Source organism: Klebsiella sp. Q2 (assembly GCF_009900705.1).
In the GTDB taxonomy this organism is placed as follows: Bacteria; Pseudomonadota; Gammaproteobacteria; order Enterobacterales; family Enterobacteriaceae; genus Klebsiella; species Klebsiella quasipneumoniae.
In genome coordinates this window covers 215,725-229,769 of the sequence record NZ_JAAABE010000003.1, presented here as the reverse complement: position 1 = coordinate 229,769, position 14,045 = coordinate 215,725, and the positions used below count along the sequence as shown (strand labels likewise).

12 protein-coding genes are annotated in these 14,045 nt (G+C 59.3%); 6 read left to right on the top strand and 6 right to left on the bottom strand.

Annotated features, from left to right (window positions below; genetic code table 11):
- Positions 1–79: 79 nt before the first annotated feature.
- Entirely contained in the window at positions 80–1,243 is a 1,164-nt protein-coding gene (gene yqhD, locus GT756_RS12825; protein WP_044524721.1) for an alcohol dehydrogenase, read from the top strand.
- A gap of 144 nt (positions 1,244–1,387) precedes the next feature.
- Positions 1,388–2,215, top strand: a complete 828-nt coding sequence (gene dkgA, locus GT756_RS12820; protein ID WP_048325746.1) for a 2,5-didehydrogluconate reductase DkgA — start codon at positions 1,388–1,390, stop codon at positions 2,213–2,215.
- A gap of 86 nt (positions 2,216–2,301) precedes the next feature.
- Here the strand turns inward: dkgA and GT756_RS12815 are convergent, their stop codons facing one another.
- From GT756_RS12815 to GT756_RS12790, 6 genes are all read right to left on the bottom strand, one after another.
- The gene (locus tag GT756_RS12815; RefSeq protein ID WP_072140373.1) at positions 2,302–4,575 is read right to left on the bottom strand and encodes a YgiQ family radical SAM protein; all 2,274 of its coding nucleotides are present in this window, start codon (positions 4,573–4,575) and stop codon (positions 2,302–2,304) included.
- A gap of 33 nt (positions 4,576–4,608) precedes the next feature.
- A complete protein-coding gene (gene ftsP, locus GT756_RS12810; RefSeq protein WP_004205222.1) occupies positions 4,609–6,021 on the bottom strand; it encodes a cell division protein FtsP in 1,413 nt (470 codons plus the stop codon).
- Between the two features lie 83 nt (positions 6,022–6,104).
- Entirely contained in the window at positions 6,105–6,842 is a 738-nt protein-coding gene (gene plsC / locus GT756_RS12805; RefSeq protein ID WP_004205223.1) for a 1-acylglycerol-3-phosphate O-acyltransferase, read from the bottom strand.
- A gap of 191 nt (positions 6,843–7,033) precedes the next feature.
- Positions 7,034–9,292, bottom strand: a complete 2,259-nt coding sequence (gene parC / locus GT756_RS12800) for a DNA topoisomerase IV subunit A (RefSeq protein ID WP_004205224.1) — start codon at positions 9,290–9,292, stop codon at positions 7,034–7,036.
- Positions 9,293–9,412: 120 nt separating this feature from the next.
- Complete coding sequence (locus GT756_RS12795; RefSeq protein WP_053809950.1) at positions 9,413–10,282, bottom strand: GyrI-like domain-containing protein; 870 nt, start codon at positions 10,280–10,282, stop codon at positions 9,413–9,415.
- A 77-nt stretch (positions 10,283–10,359) separates the two neighbouring features.
- Positions 10,360–10,767 carry a YgiW/YdeI family stress tolerance OB fold protein gene (locus GT756_RS12790; protein ID WP_004205226.1) on the bottom strand — a complete coding sequence of 136 codons (408 nt, stop codon included), beginning with the start codon at positions 10,765–10,767 and terminating at the stop codon, positions 10,360–10,362.
- 149 nt (positions 10,768–10,916) lie between these two features.
- Between GT756_RS12790 and qseB the strand changes: the two genes are divergently transcribed.
- The 4 genes from qseB (at position 10,917) to GT756_RS12770 (ending at position 14,006) form a co-directional block, all read left to right on the top strand.
- Positions 10,917–11,576 (top strand): quorum sensing response regulator transcription factor QseB, encoded by a 660-nt coding sequence (gene qseB, locus GT756_RS12785; protein ID WP_023319162.1) that lies wholly within the window; start codon positions 10,917–10,919, stop codon positions 11,574–11,576.
- On the top strand, positions 11,573–12,922 hold the full coding sequence (gene qseC, locus GT756_RS12780) for a quorum sensing histidine kinase QseC (RefSeq protein ID WP_048295599.1): 1,350 nt from the start codon (positions 11,573–11,575) through the stop codon (positions 12,920–12,922). Before qseB ends, qseC begins: the two co-directional genes overlap by 4 nt.
- A gap of 106 nt (positions 12,923–13,028) precedes the next feature.
- Positions 13,029–13,610 carry an NAD(P)H-dependent oxidoreductase gene (locus tag GT756_RS12775; protein WP_023319164.1) on the top strand — a complete coding sequence of 194 codons (582 nt, stop codon included), beginning with the start codon at positions 13,029–13,031 and terminating at the stop codon, positions 13,608–13,610.
- A gap of 81 nt (positions 13,611–13,691) precedes the next feature.
- Positions 13,692–14,006, top strand: coding sequence for a putative quinol monooxygenase (locus tag GT756_RS12770; protein ID WP_004205233.1), 315 nt, complete (start codon positions 13,692–13,694; stop codon positions 14,004–14,006).
- Positions 14,007–14,045 lie beyond the last annotated feature (39 nt).

The window sequence follows — 14,045 nt, the reverse complement described above, 5'->3', positions numbered from 1 at the left end:
GGCGTGAGGACCACAATAACCGTCATCGGGCAGCGGTATCGTCCCTGTCGGCAGTTTTACTCTTTGGAGGACCCAAGCAATGAATAATTTTGACCTGCATACCCCAACCCGCATTCTGTTTGGCAAAGGCGCGATTGAAAAGCTGCGTGAACAGATCCCGGCGGAAGCTCGCGTACTGATCACCTACGGCGGCGGCAGCGTGAAAAAAACGGGCGTCCTGGATCAGGTACTGACCGCCCTGAATGGCCTGGACGTCCTTGAATTTGGCGGCATCGAGCCGAACCCGTCTTACGAAACCCTGATGAATGCGGTGAAGCTCGCCCGCGAAGAGAAGGTCACTTTCCTGCTGGCGGTCGGCGGCGGTTCGGTGCTGGATGGCACCAAATTTATCGCGGCAGCAGCCCACTATGACGCCAACATTGATCCGTGGGAAATTCTGGAAACCTATGGCAGTAAGATCGCCAGCGCCATTCCAATGGGCTCGGTTCTCACTCTGCCGGCGACCGGTTCTGAATCAAACAAAGGGGCGGTGATTTCGCGGAAAACTACCGGCGACAAACGCGCGTTTATGTCTTCGCACGTTCAGCCGCAGTTCGCGATCCTCGACCCGGTCTACACCTATACCCTGCCGCCGCGCCAGGTCGCCAACGGCGTGGTTGACGCTTTCGTCCATACCGTCGAACAGTACGTCACCTACCCGGTTGACGGCAAAATTCAGGACCGCTTCGCCGAAGGCATTCTCCTGACCCTGATCGAGGATGGCCCGAAAGCGCTGCAGGAGCCGGAAAATTATAACGTGCGCGCCAACATTATGTGGGCCGCGACCCAGGCGCTGAACGGCCTGATCGGCGCTGGCGTGCCGCAGGACTGGGCAACGCATATGCTTGGTCACGAACTGACGGCGATGCATGGTCTCGATCACGCCCAGACGCTGGCTATCGTTCTGCCGGCGCTGTGGAATGAGAAGCGCGATACCAAGCGCGAGAAGCTGCTGCAATATGCTGAGCGCGTGTGGCATATCACCGAGGGCTCCGACGACCAGCGCATCGATGCCGCCATCGCCGCGACGCGCCAGTTCTTCGAGCAGATGGGGGTGCCGACCCGCCTTTCCGATTACGGTCTCGACGGGAGCTCCATCCCGGCGCTGCTGGCGAAACTGGAAGAGCACGGCATGACCAAACTGGGCGAGCATCAGGATATCACCCTTGACGTCAGCCGCCGTATCTACGAGGCTGCCCGCTAAGTTACCCCGCCTGATTCACCTCTCCTTACGTTAAACAAACGTCGGGGAGGGGTGTTTTTACTACCGTTTTTAGCTATTTCGTCCAGACTTAATGCTACCCCTCGGCGGATCCTGCTTCGCCGAGTTCATTAACAGGAGGAAGGCATGACACATCCAACCGTTATAAAACTACACGACGGCAACCTGATGCCGCAGCTGGGTCTCGGCGTGTGGAAAGCTGGCAACGAGGAAGTCGTCTCCGCCATTCATAAGGCGCTGGAAGTCGGTTATCGCTCTTTTGACACCGCCGCCGCGTACCAAAATGAGGCTGGCGTCGGTAACGCGCTGCAAAGCGCTGGCGTCAATCGCAATGAGCTGTTCATCACCACCAAGCTATGGAACGACGATCAAAAACGGCCGCACGAGGCGCTGAAAGAGAGTCTCAGCAAGCTGAAACTGGACTATGTGGATCTCTATTTAATCCACTGGCCGGTGCCGGCTATCGGTCATTACGTCGAGGCCTGGCAGGCGCTGATTGAGCTGCAGCAGCAGGGGCTGGCGAAGAGCATCGGCGTGTGTAATTTCCAGGTGCCGCATCTGCAGAAGCTGATTGATGAAACCGGCGTCGCGCCGGTGATCAACCAGATAGAGCTGCATCCGCTGCTTCAGCAGCGGCAGCTGCACGCCTGGAACGCCACCCACAAGATCCAGACCGAATCCTGGAGCCCGCTGGCCCAGGGCGGTAAGGGCGTCTTCGATCAGAAAGTCATCCATCAGCTGGCTGATAAATATGGTAAAACGCCGGCGCAGATTGTCATCCGCTGGCATCTCGACAGCGGTCTGGTGGTGATCCCGAAATCCGTCACGCCGTCGCGCATCGCTGAAAACTTTAACGTCTGGGATTTTCGCCTGGATAAAGAGGAGCTGGGTGAGATTGCGAAGCTGGATCAGGGCAAGCGTCTGGGTCCTGACCCGGATCAGTTCGGCGGATAACAGGTAAAAAAGCCGGGCTGCGCTGATGCGTGCCCGGCTTGAGAAACCACCCGGCCAGCGAAACGCAGCCGGGCGCAAAGTCAGGCTTAACGCCCGGCGACTTTACCCCGTTTGACGGGCTTTTTCGCCGTTGCGCCACCGTTAGAACGCTGATGCGCAATCGGCGTGTGCTTGGTCAGCGCCGGGCGGGTATGACGGTTCTGGCGACGCGCTTCGCGCATCTCATCCAGGGTCGGCGCCGGCACCAGGCAGTCGCGACGAGAGCCAATCAGGTGTTTCTTGCCCATCGCCTCCAGCGCCTGACGGATCAGCGGCCAGTTGGCCGGATCGTGGTAGCGCAGCAGCGCTTTGTGCAGACGGCGCTGTTTATCACCCTTCGGTACCACCACCTCTTCACTCTTATAGCCGATCTTGCCCAGCGGGTTTTTGCCGGTGTAATACATGGTGGTCGAGTTCGCCAGCGGCGACGGATAGAAGTTCTGCACCTGGTCGAGACGGAAGCGGTGCTTCTTCAGCCACAGCGCCAGGTTCACCATGTCTTCATCACGGGTCCCCGGGTGGGCGGAGATAAAGTACGGGATCAGATACTGCTCTTTACCCGCCTGCTTCGAATAGGTGTCGAACAGCTCTTTAAAGCGGTCGTAGCTGCCCATTCCCGGCTTCATCATCTTCGACAGCGGGCCCTCTTCGGTATGCTCCGGCGCGATCTTCAGATAGCCGCCGACGTGGTGGGTCGCCAGCTCTTTAATATAGCGCGGATCTTCGACCGCGATGTCATAGCGTACCCCGGAGGCGATAAGGATCTTCTTGATGCCCTTCAACTCGCGGGCGCGACGGTAAAGGTTGATCGTCGGCTCATGGTTGGTATCCATGTGCGGGCAGATATCCGGGTAGACGCAGGAGAGACGGCGACAGGTCTGCTCGGCTCGTGGCGATTTGCAGCGCAGCATATACATGTTGGCGGTGGGTCCGCCGAGATCGGAGATCACGCCGGTAAAGCCCGGCACCGTGTCGCGAATGGCTTCGATCTCATTGATGATCGAATCCTCAGAACGGCTCTGGATAATGCGTCCTTCGTGCTCGGTGATCGAGCAGAACGAACAGCCGCCGAAGCAGCCGCGCATGATGTTGATAGAGAAGCGGATCATCTCATACGCCGGGATGCGCGCATCGCCATAGGAAGGATGCGGCACGCGCTTGTAGGGCAGCGCGAAAACGCTGTCCATCTCTTCGGTGGAGAGCGGGATTGCCGGCGGGTTGATCCAGATGTAGCGCTCGCCGTGCTTTTGCATCAGCGCCCGGGCGCAGCCGGGGTTGGTTTCATGGTGCAGAATGCGCGAGGCGTGAGCGTACAGGACCTTATCGCCTTTCACCTTCTCGAAGGAGGGCAGCAGCACATAGGTCTTTTCCCACGGTTTTGGCCGCGGCGGCTGCACGACAACGGCTTTAGCCTCGGCTTTTTTCGGCGCCACCGGTTTGTTATCGGCACACGGCAGATCTTCGCCATACGGGTGCGGGATGGGGTCGATTTTGCCCGGGGTATCCAGACGGGTAGAGTCAACGCCGCTCCAGCCCGGGAGGGCCTCTTTCACCATGATGGCGGTATTGCGCACATCGCGGATCTGATCGATGGTTTCGCCCATCGCCAGGCGATGAGCCACTTCCACCAGCGGACGCTCGCCGTTGCCGAACATCAGCATATCGGCCTTGGAGTCCACCAGCACCGAGCGGCGCACGGTATCGGACCAGTAATCATAGTGGGCGGTACGGCGCAGGCTGGCTTCGATGCCGCCGAGGATCACGGGCACATCTTTCCACGCCTCTTTACAGCGCTGGGTGTAGACCAGGGTGGCGCGGTCCGGACGCTTGCCCGCCACGTTGCCGGCGGTGTAAGCGTCATCATGACGCAGCTTACGGTCGGCGGTGTAGCGGTTGATCATCGAGTCCATGTTGCCGGCGGTCACGCCGAAGAACAGGTTCGGTTTGCCCAGACGCATGAAGTCGTCTTTGGTGTTCCAGTCCGGCTGGGAGATGATCCCCACGCGGAACCCCTGCGCTTCCAGCATACGGCCGCAGATGGCCATCCCGAAGCTCGGGTGGTCGACGTAGGCGTCGCCGGTCACCAGAATAATGTCGCAGCTATCCCAGCCAAGTTGATCCATCTCTTCACGCGACATCGGTAAAAATGGCGCAGGGCCGAAACAGGCAGCCCAGTATTGCGGCCAGGAAAAAAGGTCACGATCCGGTTGGATCAGGGATATTGCGCTCATATTGCTTCCGGGGAAAATGATAAAAAAATAACCAAAAGGGCGTGGATTATAAGCCGGAATGATAGTGGAAATGAAGGAGGATTTTCTCAAACCCTGACCGTATGCCGGCCAGGGTCGAAGAGATTATGGCGCAGGATTCACCAGCATCTGGCCAATCGAACCGCGGTCGGCCAGCTCCAGCGTCTGGCTCAGATACTGGAACGGGAAGTGCGGCCACGACGGCTGGGCGTAGTAGACCAGCAGTTCGACCTGCCCGTCGACCCACACGGTGTCCTTCCAGCCGCGGTCTTCCGGGAAAGGGGTCGAACCGTTGACGTTACGGATCTGGAACATCACCCCTTCAATATGGAACGACTGCGGGCGGTCGGCGCGCACTGTCCAGCGCTCCCAGGTCCCCTGCTGCGCCGTAATATCAATACGCTGCGGATCCCATAGCTGGCCGTTAATCCCTGGATCGTCGCCGAGGGTGATATCCCGGCTGCGGATCGGCGTACCGGAGAGCAGCTCGGTCGGCAGCAGACGCACCGGCAGACTGTCGGTGACCAGCGGCAGCAGCCCGGTCGGGCGCAGGGTCAGCACCAGCGTGGAGACCAGAATGCTGGACGGTTCAAAAAAGCCGCGGATACGGTCGACAATGCTCGCCGCTTCGCCGCAGGTAATGGACACTTCATCGCCGTTGGTCATATCGACCAGGATTTCACGCCGTTCCCCCGGCGCCAGCGACAGCTGCTTGAGCGAAACCGGCGCCGGCAGGAACCCCTGGTCGCCGGAAATGACATGCAGCAGTCGGCCATCGCTCATCTGTAGCTGATAGCGCCGGGAGTTGGAGGCGTTCAGCAGGCGCAGTCGCACCCAGCCGCGCGACACTTCGACATAGGGGCTCTGCACGCCATTGACCAGCAGCGTGTCGCCGACGAAGCCGCCGCTGCCCGGTTCGCTATATTCCGGCGTGCCGAAGTTATCCAGCCGTTTATCCTGAATTATCACCGGGAAGTCATCGACGCCATAGTGGTTAGGGATCGGCAGGTTCTTGCTCACCTCATCCTCCACCAGCCACATGCCGGCCAGACCGTTATAGACCTGCTTCGCCATCCGGTTCGGCGTATTGGCCTGGTACCACAGCGTCGCCGCACTCTGGCGGATCGGCAGCACCGGCGCCCAGTCGGCGTTCGGCGACATCATGCGCGCCGCGCCGCCGATCAGCGGGCCCGGCACCTGCAGGCCGCGGATGGTCATCGCGACGTTCTCTGTCAGACGGTTGCTGTAGATAAGCTTGACGTCGTCCCCGCTCCAGACGCGGATCGTCGGCCCCATATAGCGGCCATTGATCCCCCAGACGGGGGCGCGGGTGCCTGGCGTAAACGACCAGTGCGAACGCTGCAGCGTCAGAAACAGCGGCTGACCGCGACGGGATTCCAGCAGCGGCGGAACCGGCAGCGCAGGCTGCTGGCCGGCGGCATGGGCCTTCAGCGGCGCGGCGCCAGCGCACAGCGCTACGCCGGAAGCCTTAATAAACTGACGCCGACTGAGTGACATATTAACTCCATGACATACTGACAAATGAAAAAGGGAATTCGTTTCCCGCCAGCAATACGCGCGCGGTGGCGGCGTTTCCTGTCTTATTGCTTGCCGGCCGCTTCGCGCTCGGCCACTTCGTTGTCCAGCTCAGCGATTTTGGCGGCCATCAGCTCGCGGCAATGCGTCGCCAGCGCGCGCACGTTGTCTTTACCGAACTGGCTGGTATCCACCGGCGGCAGCATTTCCACAATCACCAGACCGTTGTTCCAGCGATTGAGCTTTATTTTATTCGATGTATTCGAGACACACACCGGAATAATCGGCACTCCGGCGGCAATAGCCGCATGGAAGGCGCCGGTTTTAAACGGCAGCAGACCGCGGCCGCGGCTGCGGGTCCCTTCCGGGAACATCCAGAACGAAATTTTACGCTTTTTAAAGGCGTTAACGACCTCGGCAATGGTGCCGTGCGCTTTGGTTCGATTATTACGGTCAATCAGCAGATTACCGGTCAGCCAGTACAGCTGGCCAAAGAACGGGATCCACAGCAGGCTCTTTTTCCCCACGGTAACCGTCGGGGCCTGCACGATGTTAGACGCCGTCACCATATCATAGTTGTTCTGGTGGTTAGCGATGTAGATCGCGTTGCCATAGCTTTCCGCGTCGGCAGGTTTGCGCAGCTCCACCTTCAGGCCAAACACCGGGGATAAGCGGCCAAACAGATGGCCGAAAGTGGCAACGTGTTTTGGATTACGCGGGCTGAACAAGCAGTACAGACAGCCAAGTATGCACACCACGATGCAATAAATGACCACGAAAATTACTCGAAAAATGAATAGCATAGCTACCTCTAAAACCCAAACCGCTTAGAATTATTCGCTGCTGGCAGAAGGCAGGCTCACGAGTTCTGCGCAGGCCGGGACCGTTCTTCCTGGGTCCCTGATGATGGACATTGTTAATCGCAACGCCTGAATAAACAACGATTTTGCGGCATTTTTTCGCCTCCTCCCGTCAAAGACGGGAGGAGAAGCGCTTACTCTTCGCTATCGCCTGCCGCGGCACGGCGCGGCGAGTCAATTTCAACACGGTCAATTTTCTGCAGCCCGCGCATCAGCGAACCGCGGCGGCCGCGCTCGCCGGTGACTTTTTGCAGCTCTTCCGGACGCAGTTTGATCTTCCGTTTGCCGACGTGAATGGTCAGCGTACTCTGCGGCGGCAGGACAAACAGATGTGCGAGACCGTCCTGTCCGGCGGCGGCTTCCGCCGCGGGAATGTTGATGATTTTGTTGCCCTTGCCTTTCGACAGCTGCGGCAGATCGCTGACCGGGAACATCAGCATCCGCCCGGCGGCGGTGATGGCCAGCAGCATATCGGACTCGTCCTCAATGACCAGCGGCGGCATCACATGCGCGTTGTCAGGCAGGGTGATCAACGCTTTACCGGCGCGGTTGCGCGCCACCAGATCGTTAAAGGTGCAGACAAAACCGTAGCCGGCGTCGGAGGCCATCAGCAGTTTCTGATCGTCGCCTTCCATCAGCATATGTTCCACGGTCGCGCCCGGCGGCAGCGTGAGCTTACCGGTCAGCGGCTCACCCTGGCCACGCGCCGAGGGCAGAGTAATCGGATCGATGGCATAGCTGCGCCCGGTGGTATCGATAAACACCACCGGCTGGTTGCTCTTGCCCTTCGCCGAGGCTTTCCAGCTGTCGCCCGCCTTATAGCTTAAGCCCTGGGCGTCAATGTCGTGCCCTTTGGCGCTGCGCACCCAGCCCATCTGCGACAGAACGATAGTCACCGGCTCAGACGGCAGCATGTCATGCTCGCTCATCGCTTTCGCTTCTTCACGCTCGTGAAGCGGCGAGCGGCGATCGTCGCCGAAAGCATCGGCATCGGCCTGCAGCTCTTTCTTCAGCAGATTGTTCATCTTACGTTCAGAGGCCAGAATCGCCTGCAGCTGATCGCGCTCTTTTTCCAGCTCGTTCTGCTCGCCGCGGATCTTCATCTCTTCCAGTTTGGCGAGATGGCGCAGCTTCAGTTCCAGAATCGCTTCCGCCTGGGTTTCGCTGATGGCAAAGCGCGACATCAGAGCTGGCTTCGGCTCATCTTCCGTGCGGATGATCTCAATGACTTCATCGATATTAAGGAACGCCACCAGCAAACCTTCGAGGATATGCAGGCGCTTAAGGACCTTCTCTAACCGGTGGTTCAGACGGCGACGTACGGTATCACGACGGAACACCAGCCATTCGCTGAGGATCTCCAGCAGGTTTTTTACCGCCGGGCGGCCGTCGAGACCGATCATATTGAGGTTGATGCGGTAGCTCTTCTCCAGATCGGTGGTGGCGAACAGATGGTTCATCACCTGCTCCATATCCACCCGGTTGGAGCGCGGGACGATCACCAGACGGGTCGGATTTTCGTGGTCCGATTCGTCGCGCAGGTCATCCACCATCGGCAGCTTTTTATTGCGCATCTGCGCCGCAATTTGCTCCAGAACTTTGGCGCCGGAGACCTGGTGCGGCAGCGCGCTGATCACTACCGCGCCGTCCTCTTTGCTCCACACCGCGCGCATGCGCACAGAGCCGCGTCCGTTCTGGTAGATTTTGCGAATTTCCGCCCGCGAAGTGATGATCTCCGCCTCGGTCGGGAAATCCGGCCCCTGGACGATATCCAGCAGTTCGTCGAGGGTCGTTTTCGGCTGCTCAATCAGCGTAATCGCCGCTTTCGCTACTTCACGCAGGTTGTGCGGCGGAATATCGGTCGCCATGCCCACCGCGATGCCGGTGGTGCCGTTGAGCAGAATGTTTGGCAGGCGCGCCGGCAGCATTTTCGGCTCCTGCAGCGTGCCGTCAAAGTTTGGCACCCAGTCGACCGTCCCCTGCCCCAGCTCGCTGAGCAGCAGCTCGGCATACTTCGACAGGCGGGATTCGGTGTAACGCATGGCGGCGAAGGATTTCGGATCGTCCGGCGCCCCCCAGTTCCCCTGGCCATCCACCAGCGGATAGCGATAGGAGAAGGGTTGCGCCATCAGCACCATCGCTTCATAGCAGGCGCTGTCGCCGTGCGGGTGATATTTACCCAGCACGTCGCCGACGGTGCGGGCGGACTTTTTGAATTTGGCGCTGGCGTTCAGCCCCAGTTCGGACATCGCATAGACGATGCGACGCTGGACCGGTTTTAAGCCATCGCCAATAAACGGTAATGCCCTGTCCATGATCACGTACATGGAGTAGTTCAGGTAAGCATTTTCCGTAAATTCATGCAGCGCAAGGCGCTCTGCCATATCGCTCATTAATCGTGGATCCTCAATCTGGGTACCGACCGTTCGGACGGCAAAACTACCCGCGATAATACCCGATCTCACGCCCTGAGTCACAGGCCGTGAGATCGGTTGAGGATTCCGTCACCTTAATCAGGCCAGCGGCAGATAAATATCGGTTTGCAGCTCATGCTCAGCCACCTCATGGACAAAATTGAGGTAACGGAAGTACACCGGAAAATCCCGTAACGTCTCGCCTGAAGCGGGTAACCAGTCGCGATAGAGAAACCAAACGCTGTTCGCCAGCGTGTCCAGCGAGCCGTGATGGCGCACGACGGCGCAGCGTCCGCCGGGGATTTCGCCGTTAATCACGCCAAAGGCGTTTTCACCGACCGGCCGTGCGACCGTACCGCAGATGTCAAAACGAAATTCCCCCTGCGGGGTGGTCTGCGGATCGTCCCAGGCGATCCCCCAGGTATCGCAGGTGGTGATGGGCGATAATCCGCTCGTTTTACGCCAGGCAATAAAACGCGCGGCGGTGGCGTTGACAAGGTCCGGGCTGCCGCGATGTTGCAGTACGGCTATCCGGGTGGTGGGGAACGAAATAATGTTGACGTCCATCGACGTTTGCTCCTGTAGCGTATGTTTCGGTACGCGCCGATGCCACTCGGCCCAGTCCGGTTGCTGACGGAACTGGGTCGGGCTTTGGTCAAACGCGGTACGGAAGGCACGACTGAACGACTCCGCATTCTGAAATCCGGCATCAAGGGCAATATCGATGACTTTATCGCGGGGGTTGAACGCCAGGCGCCAACAGGCGCGTCGCAGACGCAACCACTGAATATACCGGTACAAGGGAATGCCGGTATAAGCGCTAAATTGCCGGTGAAAATGGTAAGGCGAACTGTGCGCTATCGCGCTCAGCATCTCCAGCGACAGCGGCTCATCAAGATGGTGCGCAATGTACCTACAGACGCGCTGAAAGCGCCCGACATACGCCGGGCTGGCCTTAATATCGTTCATCGTCTCCTCCTCGCGACATACTCTGACAGAGCGAGGATAGCGATGCCTGACCGATCTTGCGCTTATCCGACGGAGACTTATGGCGCGATTTTACGGATCTGTTTAACGTCGATTTCCACCGAGTTCCAGTCCTTATCGACTTCCCCCTGAATTTCTACCGTGTCCTGTGGGCCGACGGTGACGCCGTTCCAGCGTTTGTGGTCGATATCGACATTGATCACTCCGGTAGCATCCTGGAACTTATACAGATCGTCGGAAACGCGCTCGGTGATTTTGCCGCGCAGGGTCACCCAGGTATCGTCCCGCAGCGATTTGACATTGGTGACGGTGGTGACCGCGCCGCTCGGGCCGGTGAAGCCGCCGCCCTGGGTGGTTGAACTTGCCGGCGTGGTCGCAGAAGGACCGGTATACCCGCCCTGTCCGGCAGCCAGCGCCGGCATGGAAACCAGGGCAACGATCGCGGTCATCGCAGCAATTTTCTTCATGATGTGTTCTCCCTTCGTGTTGATATGGCTCCTATTACGCCCGACAAAACTTAACGACTTCTTAAGCGGAAAAAAGAAATTTTAATGCTGTACATCACCCGCTTCAACGCGGTTTACTGCGCAAAGAATCAGGATCGTCAGAGGGAAACATGCGCATATTATTGGTGGAAGATGACAAGTTAATCGGCGATGGCATCAAGGCCGGGCTGAGCAAAATGGGCTTCAGCATCGACTGGTTTACCGCCGGGCTGGAGGGCAAAAACGCCCTATACAGCGCCCCCTACGACGCGGCAATTCTTGATCTCACTCTTCCTGGCGTTGATGGCCTCGATATTCTGCGCGAGTGGCGCGACAAAGGCCGCCATGAACCGGTGCTGATCCTCACCGCCCGCGATGCGCTCAGCCAGCGGGTGGAGGGGCTGCGCCTGGGCGCCGATGATTATCTGTGCAAACCTTTCGCCCTGATTGAGGTAGCGGCCCGCCTCGAAGCATTGATCCGCCGTGCCCACGGCCAGAGCAGCAGCGAGTTGCGCCACGGCAAGGTACGCCTTGACCCGAACCGCTTAACCGCCAGCCTCGACGGCGAAAGCCTGACGCTGAAGCCGAAGGAGTTCGCCCTGCTGGAACTGCTGCTGCGTAACGCCGGGCGCGTGCTGCCGCGTAAGCTTATTGAAGAAAAGCTCTACAACTGGGACGACGAGGTCTCCAGCAACGCCGTGGAAGTTCACGTCCACCATCTGCGGCGCAAACTCGGCAGTGAATTTATCCGCACCGTCCACGGCATCGGCTATACCCTGGGTGACGCATGAAACGACTTGCCCGCCTGAGCCTGCGCCTGCGCCTGACGCTGCTGTTTGCCGTGCTGACCGCCGCTGCCTGGGGCGTGGCCAGCGTGATCGCCTGGCAGCAGACCAGTAAAAAGCTGGATAAGCTGTTTGATACCCAGCAGCTGCTGTTCGCCCGCCGCCTGAGCGCCATGCATTTCGATGAACTGCGCGCCCCGCCGGCATCGCTCGGGGAAAAGAAAAAGGTGCGCCACGGGCATATCGACGACGATGCGCTAGCGTTCGCCATCTTCACCCGCGACGGCAAAATGGTGCTTAACGACGGCGAGAACGGAGAGGATATACAGTGGCACTCGCAGCGTGAGGGCTTTAGCGATGGCTACCTGCGCGGCGATGATGACGAGTGGCGCTTCCTGTGGTTAACCACCGCCGATGGCCGCCACCGCATCGCCGTCGGCCAGGAGTGGGATTATCGCCGCGAAATGGCGATGGACATTGTCACCTCGCAGCTCACTCCGTGGATGGTCGCCCTGCCGCTGATGTTCGTGCTGCTCATCGTGCTGTTAAGCCGCGAACTGGCGCCGTTGAAACATCTGGCGCGCACGCTGCGTCTGCGCGCGCCGGACTCGGCGGAATCGCTCAGCGTGGAGAAGATCCCCCCTGAAGTCCGCCCACTGGTCGAAGCGCTGAATCAGCTGTTCCAGCGCACCCACGACGTCATGCTGCGCGAGCGTCGGTTTACCTCTGATGCCGCCCACGAGCTGCGCAGCCCGTTGGCGGCGCTGAAGGTGCAGACTGAAGTCGCCCAGCTCTCTCTGGACGATCCACAAGGGCGGGAGAAAGCCCTGGCTCAGCTCCATCAGGGGATCGATCGCGCCACCCGTCTGGTGGATCAGCTGCTGACGCTGTCGCGGCTGGACTCGCTCGCCCAGCTGGACGACCTGCAGCCGGTCGCCCTCGACGACCTGCTGCAGTCGGCGGTAATGGAGATGTACCACCCGGCGCAGCAGTCCGGGATTGAGCTGCGCCTGCATCTTAATGCCTCTGGCATCTCCCGCACCGGCCAGCCGCTGCTCCTCAGCCTGCTGGTGCGCAATCTGCTGGATAACGCGGTGCGCTACAGCCCGCGCGGCAGCCAGGTCGATATCACCCTCAACGCCCGCGAGTTTCGGGTCCGCGATAACGGCCCCGGCATCAGCCCGCAGGCGCTGGCGCGCATCGGCGAGCGTTTCTATCGCCCACCGGGTCAGGATGCTCCGGGCAGCGGCCTGGGCTTGTCTATCGTCCGGCGCATCGCCTCGCTGCATGGCATGCGCGTCGAGTTTGCCAACGCCCGCGACGGCGGCTTCGAAGCCCGCGTTGGCTGGTAGCGGGATTATTGCTCATTTAGCAAAAGACTTTGCACATTTTGCTCATTTTACTGCCCCGCTTCGCGGGGTAAGATCGTCGGCAAATTTTCAAGATTGAGGACAAATGATGAGCAACATCCTGATTATCAATGGCGCAAAAAAATTCGCCCACTCGAATGGCCAACTGAACGACACCCTGACCGAGGTCGCGGAGAGTTATCTGCGCGACGCCGGGCACGATGTTAAAAGCGTTCGCGCCGAAAGCGAGTACGACGTAAAAGCCGAAGTGCAGAATTTCCTCTGGGCCGATGTGGTGATCTGGCAGATGCCGGGCTGGTGGATGGGCGCCCCGTGGACGGTGAAAAAATATATGGATGACGTCTTTACCGAAGGCCACGGTTCGCTGTACGCCAGCGACGGCCGTACCCGCTCCGACGCCAGCAAAAAATATGGCTCCGGCGGCCTGGTGCAGGGGAAAAAATATATGCTCTCCCTGACCTGGAACGCGCCAATGGAGGCCTTCACCGACAAAGAGCAGTTCTTCCACGGCGTTGGCGTTGACGGCGTTTACCTGCCGTTCCATAAAGCCAACCAGTTCCTGGGTATGGAGGCGCTGCCAACCTTTATCGCCAACGACGTGATAAAAATGCCTGATGTCCCACGGTATATCGCAGAATATCGCAAGCATCTGGCGGAAATTTTTGGTTAACTAGGGGTCTATGCTCTACATATTTCGAGTTATTGGAACCTGGAGTATGACAAGATCCACACAGAAGGAGTTGAGTTAACCATGTTAACAGTGATTGCAGAAATCCGTACCCGTCCGGGCCAGCACCACCGCCAGGCGGTTCTCGATCAGTTCGCGAAAATTATTCCGACCGTTTTGCAGGAAGCCGGCTGCCACGGCTATGCGCCTATGGTGGATCATGCCGCTGGCGTCAGCTTCCAGACCACCGCTCCTGACTCTATCGTCATGGTGGAGCAGTGGGAAAGCGTCGCGCATCTTGAAGCGCACCTGCAGACCCCGCACATGAAAGCCTGGTCGGAAGCGGTCAAAGGCGATGTGCTGGAGACCACCATCCGTATCCTGCAGGCCGGCGTCTAAGCCCGCCGACGCTGAAACGGAATAAGAAAAGGGAGCCTG